16 protein-coding genes are annotated in these 15362 nt (G+C 54.1%); 4 read left to right on the plus strand and 12 right to left on the minus strand.

Annotated features, from left to right (window positions below):
- Positions 1-43: 43 nt before the first annotated feature.
- The 8 genes from JRC49_06260 to JRC49_06295 all read right to left on the minus strand — a co-directional run bounded on the left by JRC49_06260 (position 44) and on the right by JRC49_06295 (position 8436).
- Positions 44-547: a hypothetical protein gene (locus JRC49_06260; protein QTE72412.1), complete on the minus strand. Its 504-nt coding sequence runs from the start codon at positions 545-547 to the stop codon at positions 44-46.
- Positions 544-1554, minus strand: a complete 1011-nt coding sequence (locus JRC49_06265; GenBank protein ID QTE72413.1) for a hypothetical protein — start codon at positions 1552-1554, stop codon at positions 544-546. Before JRC49_06265 ends, JRC49_06260 begins: the two co-directional genes overlap by 4 nt.
- Positions 1555-1714: 160 nt before the next feature.
- Positions 1715-2623 carry a hypothetical protein gene (locus tag JRC49_06270; protein ID QTE72815.1) on the minus strand — a complete coding sequence of 303 codons (909 nt, stop codon included), beginning with the start codon at positions 2621-2623 and terminating at the stop codon, positions 1715-1717.
- Positions 2624-2735: 112 nt separating this feature from the next.
- Positions 2736-3614: a 3-hydroxy-5-phosphonooxypentane-2,4-dione thiolase gene (gene lsrF, locus JRC49_06275; protein ID QTE72414.1), complete on the minus strand. Its 879-nt coding sequence runs from the start codon at positions 3612-3614 to the stop codon at positions 2736-2738.
- A 112-nt stretch (positions 3615-3726) separates the two neighbouring features.
- Positions 3727-4791 carry a substrate-binding domain-containing protein gene (locus JRC49_06280; protein ID QTE72415.1) on the minus strand — a complete coding sequence of 355 codons (1065 nt, stop codon included), beginning with the start codon at positions 4789-4791 and terminating at the stop codon, positions 3727-3729.
- Positions 4792-4865: 74 nt separating this feature from the next.
- The gene (locus tag JRC49_06285; protein QTE72416.1) at positions 4866-5894 is read right to left on the minus strand and encodes an ABC transporter permease; all 1029 of its coding nucleotides are present in this window, start codon (positions 5892-5894) and stop codon (positions 4866-4868) included.
- Positions 5891-6907, minus strand: a complete 1017-nt coding sequence (locus JRC49_06290) for an ABC transporter permease (GenBank protein ID QTE72417.1) — start codon at positions 6905-6907, stop codon at positions 5891-5893. The genes JRC49_06285 and JRC49_06290 overlap by 4 nt, the downstream gene beginning before the upstream one ends.
- A complete protein-coding gene (locus JRC49_06295; protein ID QTE72418.1) occupies positions 6904-8436 on the minus strand; it encodes a sugar ABC transporter ATP-binding protein in 1533 nt (510 codons plus the stop codon). The genes JRC49_06290 and JRC49_06295 overlap by 4 nt, the downstream gene beginning before the upstream one ends.
- Before the next feature lie 275 nt (positions 8437-8711).
- Between JRC49_06295 and JRC49_06300 the strand changes: the two genes are divergently transcribed.
- From JRC49_06300 to JRC49_06310, 3 genes are read left to right on the plus strand one after another with little or no spacing between them, the layout of a single operon-like run.
- Positions 8712-9635 (plus strand): sugar-binding transcriptional regulator, encoded by a 924-nt coding sequence (locus tag JRC49_06300; GenBank protein QTE72419.1) that lies wholly within the window; start codon positions 8712-8714, stop codon positions 9633-9635.
- Between the two features lie 51 nt (positions 9636-9686).
- Positions 9687-11255: an autoinducer-2 kinase gene (gene lsrK / locus JRC49_06305; protein ID QTE72420.1), complete on the plus strand. Its 1569-nt coding sequence runs from the start codon at positions 9687-9689 to the stop codon at positions 11253-11255.
- 45 nt (positions 11256-11300) lie between these two features.
- Positions 11301-11651, plus strand: coding sequence for a cupin domain-containing protein (locus JRC49_06310; protein QTE72421.1), 351 nt, complete (start codon positions 11301-11303; stop codon positions 11649-11651).
- A 10-nt stretch (positions 11652-11661) separates the two neighbouring features.
- Here the strand turns inward: JRC49_06310 and JRC49_06315 are convergent, their stop codons facing one another.
- From JRC49_06315 to JRC49_06325, 3 genes are all read right to left on the minus strand, one after another.
- Positions 11662-11997, minus strand: a complete 336-nt coding sequence (locus JRC49_06315) for a hypothetical protein (GenBank protein QTE72422.1) — start codon at positions 11995-11997, stop codon at positions 11662-11664.
- A 146-nt stretch (positions 11998-12143) separates the two neighbouring features.
- Complete coding sequence (locus tag JRC49_06320) at positions 12144-13412, minus strand: hypothetical protein (protein QTE72423.1); 1269 nt, start codon at positions 13410-13412, stop codon at positions 12144-12146.
- Between the two features lie 53 nt (positions 13413-13465).
- On the minus strand, positions 13466-13651 hold the full coding sequence (locus JRC49_06325; GenBank protein QTE72424.1) for a hypothetical protein: 186 nt from the start codon (positions 13649-13651) through the stop codon (positions 13466-13468).
- Between the two features lie 369 nt (positions 13652-14020).
- On the opposite strand from JRC49_06325, the gene JRC49_06330 reads away from it, so the two are divergent.
- The gene (locus tag JRC49_06330) at positions 14021-14179 is read left to right on the plus strand and encodes a hypothetical protein (protein QTE72425.1); all 159 of its coding nucleotides are present in this window, start codon (positions 14021-14023) and stop codon (positions 14177-14179) included.
- Between the two features lie 67 nt (positions 14180-14246).
- Here the strand turns inward: JRC49_06330 and JRC49_06335 are convergent, their stop codons facing one another.
- Positions 14247-15272, minus strand: a complete 1026-nt coding sequence (locus JRC49_06335) for a helix-turn-helix domain-containing protein (GenBank protein QTE72426.1) — start codon at positions 15270-15272, stop codon at positions 14247-14249.
- Positions 15273-15362: the final 90 nt, after the last annotated feature.

Consider the following 15362-nt stretch of genomic DNA (forward strand, 5'->3'; position numbering starts at 1 on the left):
CCAGATATAAAGAAGGACTGCTCACCTGAGCAGTCCTTTTTTCTTATCGTTCATTGGAACACTTTACACCACGCTTTTCCCGGATTCTTCTGATCGCCGAATAGAAGACCAGGCACACAGCCCACGGAACAACAGCTCCCATGATCAGTGCAAAAAATACATATGGATCTTTTGTGGGTTCATTGTAATCAACCTGGTTTATATAAGGCGACGGCAGATAGATGACACAGTATGACACGATAATCGCCAGTACCGCGGTAAAGCCCGTCGCGGCAATACCTGCTTGTGCTGTTCTTTTCATTTGGGGATATCTCAGGATTGCCAGTATTGTGGTAACCGCGAACATTATTACACAGCAAACCCCAATCTGGGCATCAAGAATAAAGGGATCAATGTCCCATGTCGTCATACCCGGCCTCTCACTGACGAATGCGATAAACAGGAGAAACATGACGCACGAAAGCGTTCCCGATAAAACGAATGCAATCCACCAGAAAACAAGCCTACCGTTCCGAAACCTTTCCCGGAATGCTGTTACCTCCATCATGCGTTCTCTCCTGTCGTCAGCGCGCGCTTTCCCTGTATTCTCCTGATAACCAGATACAGTGCCAGGCTTACGGCACATATACCGACCGCTTTCAGGCCAAAGCCCAGGAACATATTGGAATCTCTTGTCGCTTCATGAATCCCTTCACCCCAGGGCAGCGGCAGGTTTATTACCCGATAGGAAATAATAATCGACAGAACCGCGGCTATAACGGTCATTACGCATGCAGTCTTGGCTACTTTTCTGATTGCCCGTGGGCCGACAAGTACCAGCTGGGCCAGGATGCCGAATAGTCCTACGCAAATAACCCCGTCCTGTGCCTCCAGCAGAAAAGGATCCGTTTCCCAGGTCGTTATTTCTGGTTCTCTGCAGAAATGTTCAATGTCGCCACACAAATGCACGCCCGCACACACGGTGATGACGATCATCGCAAATCCCCAGAAAACAAGCCAGGCGTCTGTTCGAAGTTCTTTCAGGAATTTTGCCCTTTTTGTCATGTTCATTCCCTCATTTTCAGGAACTGTTTTCCTCTGATGCTTTCTGATATAGAAGAGCGCCATTACCAGACCGATACAGATCAGGCCTCCCCATATATACAGCGGCTCAATCTGATGAATCAGGCAGAACTGTTTCCAACGGAATCCGATATTGTGATACTGGGAAAACAGCAGTGATTGATAGGACTCCCTCCTTATCACTTTCCCGTCATCATATTCAGTAAAGATATAAGTAGTATCTTCATCGCAGCATATGGCATTACTGTTTTTCCAGGCGTAAGCCTTCTTATATTCTTCAATCATCGTCCGGTCTTCTGTAACCCGTACAGGGTCGTTCAACTGTCCTTGCAAAAAGGGAGTGATCTCCAGCCGGTCGATATCATATTCCTTACTGCCATAACATGCAGTCAGCGGATCAGGTGTTTCTTCCGTCCAGATCCACAAAGCAGCCATCAGAAGAGCGAGAATACAGAAAGCAATCAGCAGGCCCCTGACAATTTTCCGTGCCATGATACTTCACACTCCCCTGTTACCTTCTCTGTTACTATAGAAACGTTGTGGAGCGCCTGCCGGTTCCCTTCAGACAGTAATCGTATCATAACAAAAAATCGGTGCCGCATTCTGCGGCGCCGCAAAAAGGTATGGGGCAGCCATGATAAATATCTCTTTTCTACGCAATGCTGTACGCCGCGACGCCGATAAACAGCAGGATGGAAAGAATCGTTTCCATGGACAGCGTCGTGGAAATATATTCAGCGTCCTCGCCCATATCCGCAAACAGGGGAATAATAAACGGCGCCGGCAGTGACCAGGCCAGCATGAGTGCGGTGAACAGCTGCTTGTCAAACGGGATAATGCTGAAAATCAGCAGGGAACTGAGCCCAAGCAATACTGCCGCCACCGCGATCCGCAGTGCGGCGGTGATCAGGACGGGCTTCATCAGTTTCTTCCTGAAGTTCAGCTCATATCCGACAATCACCAGGATCAGTCCGGATACCGGAGCCGCAATAAAAGAAATAGCGTCAGATACAACTCCTCCGGCCGGAGACGACAGCACTGCTTTTCCAATACCTGTGGCACCGAGCAGGACACCCAGCAGAGATCCAATCAATGCCGGGTTGGTCACGGCGCTTTTTGCCAGCGCACGGGGATTCACTTTGCCGGAGTTCACCGCCTGCATCGTAATCAGGAACACCGTAAATGCATTCAGGGTCTGCCCGATGTCCGCCATGGCGAAGATATGCGTTTGTCCCGGATACAGCAGGGCAAACAGTGCGTAACCCATCATGCCTCCCTCGAAATTGGTGACCAGGAAGGGCAGGAACCGGCCATGTTTCCCGGCACAGCGGCGCAGGAGGAAACCGACAGCCAGTCCCAGGGCACAGGCCACATATACGGTACCGAAGGTGAGGGCAATGGTCCCGGAGTATTCCGCGGTAAAAAAGGCGTTGAACAGCACCACCGGAAGCAGCACGCTACTCACCAGATCCTTGATTCCCTTCAGCCCCTCGGCGCTGATGATCCGCCGCCAGTGGCAGAACCAGCCAAGCAGGAACATGAGCAGCACCGGCACGACCATCCTGGTAATGGAAAGAAACATGGTCATTCCTCCTTCATCCGGTTGGGTTCAGCAGGATAGTGTGAAAGAAGCCGGCCCAAAACCGGCCGGCTTCCCCGGAAAATACCCGTGATCAGTGGATCGCATCCTGGAAGAATTCAAAGGCTTCCTTGTCTGTATATCCTTCATGAACGATCTTCCTGATCGCCTGGCTCATTTCGATGGCGTGGTTGCTCTGGAAAATGTTCCGGCCCATATCGACACCGCGGGCACCGCCCTGGATGGCCTTGTAAGCCAGGGTCAGAGCTTCATCTTCAGGCAGTTTTTTGCCGCCGGCCACCACGATCGGCACCGGGCATGCCGCAACTACTTCCTCAAAGTTTTCACAGTAATAGGTTTTGACAATCTGCACGCCCATTTCAGCAATGATCCGCGTGGCCAGTTTGAAGAAGCGGTCGGTTCGCTCCATGTCCTTGCCCACGGCCACCACGCCCAGGGTAGGAATGCTGTAACGGAAGCCGGCGTTGATGACCTTGCTCAGGTTATCAATGGAAGCAAGCTGTCCGTCCGCACCGATGAAGGTCTGAACCGCCATGCAGTCCGCATTCATCCGGATTGCGTCCTCAATGTCCACCGCCACCACTTCATGGCTCAGGTCGTCATTGAGCATGCTGGAGCCGCTGGATACACGCAGCGCCACCGCCTTCCGGTTTTCCGGCGGCACGCAGGTACGCAACGCTCCACGGGTGCCCATCAGGCAGTCGATGTTCGGCATGAGCTTTGGCACAACCAGGTCCAGCCGTTCCAGGCCCGCGGTAGAGCCCATGAAATAGCCGTGGTCAAAAGCAAACATGACCGTATTGCCGGACTTGGGATCAAAGATATTCGCCAGGTGCTTTTTCATGCCCCAGTCCAGGTGCTCCGCGCCCTTCACATGGAAGGCACGGTTGTTGGCAAAGGGAGTTTCTGTATGATAGTCTTTCGCGATTTTCAGGCCGTCTTTATCTGCCATAAGAGAATCATCCTTTCCGTACGTTGATGCAAGAAAAGGCAAAAGCCGCGTCATGCCGCAGCTTCCGCCGCAATGGAAGGAGTCCCGCGGGACTCCTTCCGGAATATGGGGATCAGAAGTTGTACTGTGCAACGTTGTCCTTGGTGAACACAACGCGTTCGGGCAGCAGCACGACGCCGTTGTTTTCCTCAGCGGTCTCCTGGCCTTCCACCAAATCGCTGTTGGCAAGGATTTCGACTTCGCCGATGCCGGGGATGTCAACCTTGTCGCCCACATGCACGGTGTTGCCGGCGGAGATGTAAGCAGCCAGGTAGCAGCCCATGGCGCCCTGGATACCGCAGTCCCACAGACCCCAGCGGGTACAGGCACCGGCTTCCAGGTACTCGGTCATACCGGAGGGCGGGCAGAAACCGGTGATGGTCACGTTTTCAGCGGTCAGGCCCTTGTTCTGGGCGGCCTTGCACTGTCCGGGCAGCGCGGTGGAGTCGTTGCAGATGATCAGGTCAACGTCAGGGTTGTCATCCAGCACGGCTTCGCCGATGTTCACGGACTTGGCGGCATCCTGCTCGGAATAGTAGGGATCATGGATGGCTACCCAGGTGGGATAGGTGGCCTTGATGTATTCTTCGCCAGCTACGTACCAGGAGTTCTGGTCCGCAACGGAGGGGTTGGAATAGTGCCACACATACTTGACTTCGCCATTCACGTCCACGCCGCGTTCCTTCAGGGATTCAACGCCCATTTCAACGAGCATCGGTCCGAGCACGGCAGCGGTGCCCTGGGAAACCATCAGCGCACGGGAGTCGGGAGAGACGTCGGAGTCCCAGGTGCTGACATAGATGCCGGCAGCCTGCGCTTCCTGCAGTTTCTCATCCAGCGCGGTCGCATCAACAGAAGAAATGCTGATAGCGTCCACGCCCTGGTCGATGGCCTGCTGGATCAGGTCCAGCTGGGTGGTAACGGAAGCATCGGGAGAGCCGATGTACTTCACGGTGAGGCCCCAATCGGCCGCGTACTTCTGGGCACCGTCGTTGGCTGCTTCAAAAAAGCTGTTACCGGATACTTTCGGGATGAAAGCAACGGTCAGGCCGTCCACAGGGCTCTTGCCATCCGCGAACGCTGCGGAAATGCCAAGGACCAGGCACAGGGCCAGCACAAGAGACAGAATCCTTTTCATGATAGGTTCCTCCTATAAAAGTGATTTATTTATCTCCAGGGGTCTCAACAGCCCCGGGAAACAACCGTTTCAGGTCAGGCGGACCGGCTTTTCAGCCGCCTGAACATGGATGAAATCATATGCTTTCCGGCAATCTCCCGTCCGAGCACCACAATGACCAGGATGATGCCGACAGGCAGATCCAGGTTCTGAGTACTGACACCGAAGCACAGCGGCAGGCCATAGCGCATGATGCAGATGATCAGGGAAGCCAGGACCGTTCCGAGGATGGTTCCCTTGCCGCCGGTATTGGAAGTGCCGCCCAGCACAACCGCCGTGATGATGGCCAGCGTATAGCCGCTGCCCAGGTTATACTTGGCGGAGTTGACGTTGGAAGTCAGCAGCGTGCCTGCGATCGCCGCGCTCACCGCAGCCAGCACATAAGTGCTCATGATCACAGCCCGGGTATTGATACCGGAGTATTCTGCCGCTTCCTTGTTCACACCGATGAGGTACAGCCGCTCGCCGTACTTGGTACGGTGCAGGAGCCACACGCAGAAGAGGATCAGCACCACATAAATGATGATCTGGAAAGGAATGCCGAAAAGCTCTCCCTTGCCCAGGAAACGGAAATCAACGAAGATATTTCCCTTGAGCTTTTCCGGGAAGCCGCTGATGCCCTGGTAGGCGGGCGTGGCGGACATGCCGGAAACCAGCAGTGCCAGGCCGGAATACAGGAAGCTTCCGCCCAGGGTCACAACCATGGGCTGCACGCCGCAATAGGCCACGAAGAAACCGGAGAGCGCGCCGCACAGGGCCGCGGCAGCCACTGCACACAGCACAGCCGCCCAGATATTGAAACCCGCGTCGCTCCAGAGCACGCCTTCAATGATACTGGTCAGGCCGATGATGGAAGCCACCTGGATATCAATGCCCCCGCCGATCATGACCATCGTCACGAACAGGGTGATAATGCAGACGCTGATATAGTTCACCACGGCGGTCATAATGGACGCCGGGCGAAGGAACTTCGGATTGGCCGCGCCGAACACCACAAACTCCAGGATCAGGAAGAGGACCAGGAAAGTTTCCCAGCGTTTCAGGAGTTTTTTCAGGATCGTCATGCCTTGATCCCTCCTTCCTCCGGTTTGCTTTCCGTCCGGTTCAGGAGCCGCTTGCGGCGGGCCGCTTCAATCGCGCGCCGCTGGGTCAGGGCGTCCACCACCACGATGGCAATCAGCATCACGCCGGTAATCGTATTGTCGTAGGTGGACGGCAGGCCGATGAATACCAGCAGCCGGCTGATGGAGGACATGATCACCGCGCCGATGGCCGCGCCCACCATGTTGCCCAGGCCGCCGCTGAGGGAGATACCGCCCAGCACGCAGGCCGCAATGGCTGTCATTTCATAGCCGTTGCCGGCCACATTCATCACCTGGCCGTACTTGGAAGCGAACACATAACCAGCGATACCGGCCATGACGCCGCAGATCACATAAGCGGTGATCTTCGTGCGGAGCACGGAAATACCTACCAGGGTCGCGCCGCCCGCGTTGTCGCCCACGGCGATGAAGTACTTGCCCCGGCGGGTCCGGGTGGTTACCAGGTGGGCGATCACCACCAGCACCAGCGCAATCAGGTAATACAGGGAAATCCCTGCGAAAAGCGACATATTGCCATAGACAGCCACGGGGCCGCCGAAGTTTTCAATGGTCCGGCCTTCGGTGACCATGTAGATGATGCCCCGGAGCACGCCGTTGGTACCCAGGGTGAAAATCAGGGACGGCACACCGAAGAAGGAAACCCCAATGCCGTTGAACAGTCCCACCGCCGCGCCGATCAGCAGTACGCAGACCAGCATCTTCCCGATGCTGCCGCCCTCCTGGGCGATCATGCCGGTGACCGAAGCCGCCAGTCCCAGTACCGCACCGATGGAAACGTCAATTTCCCCTGTCATGATGACGAAGGCGATCCCGATAGCCAGCAGGGTATACATGGTTGCCGTGTTGAAGCAGGCAATGATATTGGAGTAGCTCAGGAACGAGGCATTGGCCAGGCCGGTGATCAGGAAGAGGAGAATCAGGAAGATCAGGCTGGAACTCCAGCGGGCCTTCAGCAGTTTTTTCACGATGCTCATTCCGTCACCGCCTTTCTGCCGACGATCCCGAAGGATGCGCTGGTCAGGACGTCCTGGTTGATCTCATCATGGCTGAATTCCCCGTTGATCCTGCCCTGGAACACCGTGACGGCGCGGTCCGCGATTTCCACCACTTCTTCAATGTCCGAGGAAACCATCAGCACCGCAACTCCCGCCTCTTTCAGTTGATGAATGATGTTGTAGACGTCGCCGCGGGCACCGGCGTCGATTCCGCGGGTAGGCTCATCCAGAATCACGACCTTGGGCAGCGTGGAAAGTGCCCGGGCGATAACCACCTTCTGCTGGTTGCCGCCGGAAAGGCTGCCGATCAGGTCTTCCAGGGAAACGATCTTGGTTCGGAAATCGTCCACATATTTCTGTGAAATCTGCTTCTGCTTTTTCCGGTTGATATCCACCCGGCCGATCTCCCGGGTATTCAGGAGGGCGGAAGTGGTATTGGAGGAAATGGAGCGGATCTTGAACAGGCCGTGGTAATGCCGGTCTTCAGGAACGAAGTTGATGCCCGCCCTCAGCAGCTGGCCGGTGGACAGCCCCGTAATATCCTTGCCTTCCAGCAGCACCTTGCCGGCCAGCGTCTTGTCCCGGCCGAAAATGGTGCTGATCAGTTCCGTGCGTCCCGCGCCGACCACGCCGGCGATGCCCAGGATCTCGCCCGGATAAAGCTTGAAGGAAATATCCTTGAAACCATAGCCCGTCAGCCCCTGCACTTCCATGACCGGATCCAGGTGTTCGTAATCCACGGGCACATACGCGCATCTGCCGCTTGTGCACATTTCCACGTCCGAGGGCAGCAGGCCCCGGATCAGCATTTCCTTATTAAACTCCCCTACCGGGCCTTTCAGCGTGATTACACCGTCCCGCATGATGGCCACATCCGTTGCCACCTCAAAAACTTCTGTCAGGCGGTGGGTGATGTAGATCATGCTGATGCCCTTGCTCTTCAGGTCCCCGATGACCTTGAACAGGGACTGTACCTCACCGAAGGTCAGGGCGCTGGTGGGCTCATCCAGGATGAGCACCTTGGCTTCCCGCAGGAGGCCGCGGAGGATTTCCACCAGCTGCTGCTCCGCAATGGAAAGGGTGTTGGCCTTCCGCTGGAGATTCAGCCGGAAATCCAGTTCCTTCATATGGGTGGCCAGGCGTTTCCGAAGCTCCGGCACCTTATCCTTAAATCCCATCAGGATGTTTTCTTCCACCGTCATGTTGGGGAAAAGCATCGGTTCCTGGGGAACCATATAAATACCGGCCGAGAGGGCGGCGGACGGATTGACCATGTTCACGGGGCAGCCGTCCACTTCAATGGCGCCGCTGTCAGCACGATAGATCCCCATGATGATTTTCATGAGGGTGCTTTTGCCTGCTCCGTTTCCGCCGATCAGCGCAAGAACCTCTCCGGCCCGGAGGGATATGCTGACGCCCTTCAGCACTTCATTGATGCCGAAGGCCTTCCGGATATTGCTGACCGAAAGTGTGCAGACAGCACGGCTGTCTGCGTTTACATTAGCCACGGGTTTTCTTTCCTTTCCCAGCGAAGTAGATATTTTATTTCACAACGCAACATTTGTTCACTCACGAAACAGTATATATGCCGGCATAACATTTGTCAACAGCTTTTTCCATTATCAGTTTGCGTGCCTTTGATCATTTGTAATTCAATATTTATAAGGAAATACAGTAAGAAAGTGCTGAATTCCATTGACATCTGCACAGGATGATGCTATACTCCATCTTGATTAACATTTGTTTACAACTTAAACTTTTGTATGAAGAGGGCTGAAGCGATATGGATTATGAAGAAGCGCTGATGGCGAAGGCCGCCTGGTACTACTATTTTGAAAACCTCACTCAGCAGCAGATCTCCGATCAGATCGGCGTCACCCGGCTCCGGGTTGTCCGTCTGCTGGAAAAAGCCCGGGAAACCGGCATGATCCAGTTTTCCCTCCGTCGGGGCAGTGAAGACCGGCTGGAGGCGGAAAAGCGCCTCAAGGAGCGTTACGGCCTGGAGGACGTCTTCCTGGTGCCCGGTCCCGCGGACCCGTCCCGCACCAACGCGAATATCGCCAAAGCCGCCAGCATGTATATTAATGAACGGCTGAAGGAAAACAGCGTGATCAACATCGGTTACGGGGACACCCCCGGCCGGGTGCTGAACAACCTGGCCACCATGGCCGAAAGCACCATCACCTGCGTTTCCCTCACCGGCGGCGTCAGCTATTACCTGCCGAACACCCTCAGCAACGTGTTCAACGCCAAGCTTCACCTGATTCCCGCTCCCCTGCTGGCCTCCACCAGCGAGATGGCTGAGGCCATGCGGAAAGAGGAAAGCGTGCAGCAGATCAGCCGGATGATTTCCCATGCGGAGCTCTCGGTGGTTGGCATCGGCTCCATGGATATGAGCGCCACCATCTTCCATTCCGGCATACTGAACAATAACGACCTGCTCTACCTGTCCATGAAGGGGGCCAAGGGCGACGTGCTCAGCCATTTCCTGGACAGCGAAGGCAACCCGGTCAGCAGTCCCATCGAGGACCGTCTCATCGCCACCTCCCTGGACAAGCTGCGGAACCTGCACCATGTGATCGGCGTCGCGGCGGGCAAGGTCAAGGCGGAAGCAATCCGTTCCGCCCTGAAGGGACACTTCCTGGATATCCTGATCACCGATACGGATACCGCGCAGGCCATTCAGGAAATGGATGACGCGGAATAAGCAATCTACACAGTACAGATACAGGATCTTTTACGGGAGGGAAAAGCACAGATGGAAAAACAGTACCTGATGGCGGTGGATGCCGGAACCGGCAGCGTCCGGGCGGTTCTTTTCGACACGGAAGGAAACCAGTTGGGCTGCGTCCAGCAGGAATGGACGCACGCGGAAGATCCGCGTTTCCCCGGCAGTATGGATTTTGACTGGAAACACAACTGGGACCTGGCCAGCTCCTGCATCCGCGGTGTGCTGGCGGAAACAGGGATTGATCCGAAGGCAATCGCCGCGGTCAGCACCACCTGCATGCGGGAGGGCATTGTGCTGTACAACGCCGCAGGGGAGGAAATCTGGGCCTGCGCCAATGTGGACGCCCGGAGCAACGACGAGGTTGCCGAGCTGATCCGGATGAACCCCGAACTGGAAAAGGAAATCTATCGGGTATCCGGACAGACCTACGCCCTGGGTGCCCTGCCCCGTATTCTCTGGGTCAAAAACAAAATGCCGGAGATCTATGAGCAAGTCAAAACCGTGGGCATGTTCAACGACTGGCTGATTTACAAGCTCACCGGCGTGCTGGCTGTGGAGCCTTCCAACGGCAGCACCACCGGCATTTTCGATCTCCAGAGCCGTTCCTGGGATCCGGAAATCATGCGCAAAGTAGGCCTGAAGGACGATATTTTCCCGCCCGTAGCTGAATGCGGCCAGGTGATCGGAACGGTCAACGCGAAAGGCGCAGCGGAAACCGGGCTGGCGGAAGGCACCCGGGTGGTCACCGGCGGCGGAGACGCCCAGCTGGGCTGCGTGGGCGTCGGCGTGGTGGATCCCGGCCAGGCTGCCATTTTCGGCGGAAGCTTCTGGCAGTATGAATTCAACACCCCCAACGGAAAGACGGACGAGCAGTGCCGCGTCCGCGTCAACTGCCACGCCGTTCCCAACATGTGGCAGTATGAGGCCCTGGCCTTCAAGCCCGGCCTGACCATGCGCTGGTACCGTGACGCCTTCTGCCAGGAGGAATGCCGCCTGGCCAAGGAAAAGCGCACCGATCCCTATCAGCTGATGAATGAGCAGGCGGAGAAGATTCCCGCCGGCTGCTACGGCATGATGTGCACCTTCAGCGACGTAATGAATTTCATTGCCTGGCGTCATGCGGCACCCACCTTCACCAATTTCGATTTTGACGCGGAGAAATACAACAAGTACACCTTCTACCGGGCCATCATGGAAAACACCGCCCTGATCGCCCGGGGCCATATGGATCTTGTTCGGGAATCCACCGGAGGCGCGCCGCAGGAAGTGGTCTTTGCCGGCGGAGCCAGCAAGGGAGATATCTGGTGCCAAATCCTGGCCGACGTCCTCGGTCTTCCCGTAAAAGTACCTGTTGTGCGGGAAGCCACTGCACTCGGTGCCGCGATTATTGCCGGTTACGGCGCGGGCATCTACAGCGACATCAGCTCCGCCTCCCGGCAGCTGGTCAAATGGGCCAAGGTGTTTGAACCGAATATGGAAGCCCATCAGGTTTATGACCGGATGTATGGAGTATGGAGAAAGATTTATGACGCACAGCTCGCCCTCAGCGACGCCGGCATCACCCGGTATATGTGGGCGGCACCCGGACTTCAGTAACCGCTGGCCAGCCATCGGCCGGTATATAGATTTGGAGGAGCACATATGTATATTATTCATGAGAACGACAGGGAGTACCGTTTCGGAGACAGCGGCCCGAAGTACCTGATGAAGGGGCCCAGGATGAATTTCGCCATCGTCCAGTTCCAGCCGGGACAGGATTTCAAGGCCCACTATCACAACGTCATGGAAGAGAACTTCTTCATCCTGGAAGGTGAAGTCGATGTGATCGTGGACGGTGTGGTCAATCACCTCACCCCCGGCCAGCTGATCCACATCGAGCCTGGCGAAATTCACTACGTGCTCAACCGGTACGACAAGCCTGTTAAGATGATTTCCACCCTGGCACCCTTTACCGACCCGGATAAGGTAAATGTGGAGAACTACACCTGGTAAGCACAACAGCTCACCGGCAAATAAGATACCCCAAGGTACAACCAGGGACTGCCCGCAGGGGCAGTCCTTTTTCGTCCGAAAGCTGCAACACCCCAACGCCCTGCGGGAATGTGACTGCGGGGACAGCACCAAATGTAACGCGCAGTGTGACATTTGGTCTGTCCCCTCTGTCTCGTTCCCGCTCTCCGTAGCCTTCCCTGTTACTAAACAAACGCAGCGGAACACCTGCCGCTTCCCAAGGACAAAAAGACGGTGCTGCATGGTGCAGCACCGCTAAAGAGGAGTGGGTGTAAACATCTATCTTCAAAACATCACTGCCGGAAACCGGCGGGATGATGTTCGTCATTGGCGGGAGCCGGCCGCATCTCCCTTTGACATCTGTATCATAACCGGCTTACCTTATCTTCAGCTTATGAATATGTGAATAACGGATGAATAGTGAGTGTGTTCTTTGGGAATCCGCCGCATAAAACCGTCCTTCACACCATATTTTTACTTGCCCTTGATAATATGCTTTGAAAAGACCGTTTTGTGCTGTCTGAGTGCAGGCAGCCCATCCGCGCCGGCCTCACCGTCATAGATGGAGTACCGGATGATAAAGGCCACTTTCCCTTCGTCCAGCTGTTCCTGCGTCACATCCCATTCGCCCGTCCAGCTTCTTGTTTCCCCGGCAGGAAGCCCGTCGTCACCGAATTCCTCCACCTTCTTGTCATCAGGATAATACAGTGTCACAGGCTCATTCATGTCTTCTTCACCGGCATTGGTCACCGTTATAACGACATGGATTTTTCCGGGCTCGGACAGTGTATTTGTGTCAAAATCCATCGTGACTTTGGGAGGCAAGGAGGCCATTCCGTTTGTTTCTGCACTCTCCTTATTCTGGTCCTGGTTCTGGGCAAAGGTATTCAGCAGCGTCTGCAGATTCTGGTTTTTCACCTCCAGGCCCTCAATGGTCTTATCCTTTTCCGCAATACTGTCATTCAGTTCTTTGATGGTCTTCTCTTTCTCAGTCAGCTGCGTCTCCAGCCTTACAACAGTTTCTTCTTTCCCCTTCAGTTCCGTTTCCAGGTTCTGTATCGTTTCCTTCGTGCTGGCCGCCTCCGCGGTCAGCTCTTCAATCTGGCTGTCCTTGTTCTGGATATCCGCGTTTAACGTCTCAATTGACTTCGACTTATCTGCAAGATCCGTACTCAGGGAATTTATCTGCTCCTGTGCTGCAGAAACACTGCCTTCCAGCTCCCCGCTTTTGTTATCCTTCTCAGAGACCGCAGCTTCCAGCTCACTGATCTTACTGTCCTTTTCAGCAACGGCAGCCTCCAATTCCCCGACTTTGCTGTCCTTCCCGGCAACAATTGTCTCCAGCTCCCCGATTTTGCCGCTCTTCTCAGTAATGGATGCTTCCAGTTCCCCAATCCGGCTGTCCCTGGAGGATACATCTTCGCTTAAGGCATTGATACGCTCCACATATTGTTTCGCGTCATCCGTCAGTGCAGTAATCTGCTGTTCCATTTCCTTAACATCGTCTTTCAGATCCTGGATCTTCCGATCCTTCTCTTCAAGAACGTCTGCCAGTCCCTGGATCCGTTTGTCCTTTTCTGCGATCTCCTCACTGAAAGCACCGTCCATATCATCCCGGATCAGCATATCCTGCTGCAGTGTTTCAACTTGTTCCTTTTTTTCTTCATACCCTGTATATAAACCAACCGTGGTTATTGCCAGAATACAGATAATCGCAATGAATAATGTCGTTCCCTTTTTCATTCCGGTCTCCTCCGCTTTTGCAAAATAGATTCTTTCCTTATGCCGGTATCAGCTCATACCCGTTTTTCATGTTTGCAGCTAATGTTTGCACCTACAATACCATTTTTCAATCCAAGGCGCAATAACAATAAATGATTATAGAGCAGGGCATGCAGATATTCATTCCTTTGACGCTGCTTACCCTTTTCTATAACTACTTTATTTTCTTTTATTTCAGGTATAAATAACCAATTTGGCAAAATGAGCTTTTCTATATCTCTGTTTTTCGCAATTTTCTTTTTATCGCTGAGAATAGTATGGAAAAAAATCCTGGAAACCGGGAAGTTTCAAAAAAGACACGGATCAGTTTGATCCGCGTCTTTACTATGATTTCCTTCTCTGCAGTTATTCTTTCGTCATCGACTGATTTAGCTCTTTCAGGCTTTGGATAAACTCAGCAGCCTCTTCGGAATTCCTGATCATTCGTCCTTTCCCAGTCTCCAAAATATGTCTGCCAAAAATAATACTCATTACTGCCATTCATTCCGAATGAACGTATATATTCATGAAAGCACTCACACAGAGGCTTTTTACATAGATTGAAATCCATTGCACAGGAGGGAAAGAAAATGAACAGCAACAGTTACGATATGACCCGCGAGGGAACGGATCCCAAACCTCTTACCGATGAGGAATTCACAGAATTCCAGAAGGCAGAAAAGCGTAAAGAGAGTATAATCGGCGTGATTTCTTCCGCCCTCCTGGACATTATCGACTTCTTCCTTTGATCATACTTTAATATATAGAAAGATGCGGATTGAGCTTATTCAATCCGCATCTTTCCTATATCAACCGTTATTGTATCAACGCTTCCAGCTGGACAATCTCACGCCTGGGCCACTGTACGTCATTGTCCTCTTCTGTCATTCCGTACTCCGTGATCAAGGTTTCCGCAATCAGCTTCCAAGCTCTCTTTGCCTCCGCATACCGTCCCAGCTTCTTGTACAGGAAAGCCAGGGAGTATACCATGTCCAGCTTGTGCGGTGCTGGCTGGGCGCTATAGGCATTGTTGAAGCATTCAATGGCCTTTTCATACTCGTTGATCCGGTTGAAGCGCTCACCCGCTTCACTCTGGCCCAGCCAGTCATCCTTGGGGATACCGTTCCAGGTTTCCCTGGCTTTCTGTTCTTCGCCTTTGGCCAGCAGGATATCGCCGAGGAGGATCTCCTTCATATACCGGTTTTCCCCTTCAAAGGATACCGCGGAGAGCAGTTCCTCCGCCCGGTCAAAGTACTTCTTGCTGATCATCGCTTCAATCAGCATACGATACAGGTTACTGTTCTGCGGATACTTCCTGGCATAGGGTTCACAGACCCGGATAAACCAGTCGTTACCGCTGTGCTGCTCATACTCCCCTCCGCCGCGCACGGCCCGGTAGAGGGAGTATACTTCCTCATCCAGCGGGGTTAGCTCCATTGCTTTTTCCAGCAGGCATCCCGCTGCCAGCAGGTCGGTGTTCGTCTTGGCCAGATAGACGTTTGCGTACCGCTTCATGGCGCCGGTATCCTGCCGGTTTTCCTCCAGGATCCGGTCCAGCACACGTTTCGCATAGGCATAATTGGCGTCTGTCATAGTCTCCCGCCTGAGCATATTGTCAATGCGTTCCAGTTCATCCTCGTGAGTCACGGAAAACAATTCGTCTATCCGGACTCCGAAGAAGGCCGCCAGCCTCGGCAGCAGGGTAATATCCGGCATGGTGGTTCCCGTTTCCCATTTGCTGACTGCCTGGAAAGAGATGCCCAGGTGTGCAGCCAGTTCCTCCTGGGTGACCGAGTGTTCAGTCCGCAGACGTCGGATGACGTTTCCCATATTTAAATCCATGGTTGAGTTCCTCCACAGGTAGTATTATCAGATGACAGGCTTATCATAGCGTGACCGGGAGGAAATAACAATAACCGGGTTGGTGATGGA

This window comes from Clostridiales bacterium FE2011 (assembly GCA_017569305.1).
Lineage (GTDB): Bacteria > Bacillota > Clostridia > Christensenellales > Aristaeellaceae > Aristaeella.

Bases quoted from the DNA above. Each gene is read 5' to 3' on its own strand.
- JRC49_06260 (QTE72412.1), bottom strand. From the start codon at position 547: ATGATGGAGGTAACAGCATTCCGGGAAAGGTTTCGGAACGGTAGGCTT.
- JRC49_06265 (QTE72413.1), bottom strand. From the start codon at position 1,554: ATGGCACGGAAAATTGTCAGGGGCCTGCTGATTGCTTTCTGTATTCTC.
- JRC49_06270 (QTE72815.1), bottom strand. From the start codon at position 2,623: ATGGTCGTGCCGGTGCTGCTCATGTTCCTGCTTGGCTGGTTCTGCCAC.
- lsrF (QTE72414.1), bottom strand. From the start codon at position 3,614: ATGGCAGATAAAGACGGCCTGAAAATCGCGAAAGACTATCATACAGAA.
- JRC49_06280 (QTE72415.1), bottom strand. From the start codon at position 4,791: ATGAAAAGGATTCTGTCTCTTGTGCTGGCCCTGTGCCTGGTCCTTGGC.
- JRC49_06285 (QTE72416.1), bottom strand. From the start codon at position 5,894: ATGACGATCCTGAAAAAACTCCTGAAACGCTGGGAAACTTTCCTGGTC.
- JRC49_06290 (QTE72417.1), bottom strand. From the start codon at position 6,907: ATGAGCATCGTGAAAAAACTGCTGAAGGCCCGCTGGAGTTCCAGCCTG.
- JRC49_06300 (QTE72419.1), top strand. From the start codon at position 8,712: ATGGATTATGAAGAAGCGCTGATGGCGAAGGCCGCCTGGTACTACTAT.
- lsrK (QTE72420.1), top strand. From the start codon at position 9,687: ATGGAAAAACAGTACCTGATGGCGGTGGATGCCGGAACCGGCAGCGTC.
- JRC49_06310 (QTE72421.1), top strand. From the start codon at position 11,301: ATGTATATTATTCATGAGAACGACAGGGAGTACCGTTTCGGAGACAGC.
- JRC49_06315 (QTE72422.1), bottom strand. From the start codon at position 11,997: ATGACGAACATCATCCCGCCGGTTTCCGGCAGTGATGTTTTGAAGATA.
- JRC49_06320 (QTE72423.1), bottom strand. From the start codon at position 13,412: ATGAAAAAGGGAACGACATTATTCATTGCGATTATCTGTATTCTGGCA.
- JRC49_06330 (QTE72425.1), top strand. From the start codon at position 14,021: ATGAACAGCAACAGTTACGATATGACCCGCGAGGGAACGGATCCCAAA.
- JRC49_06335 (QTE72426.1), bottom strand. From the start codon at position 15,272: ATGGATTTAAATATGGGAAACGTCATCCGACGTCTGCGGACTGAACAC.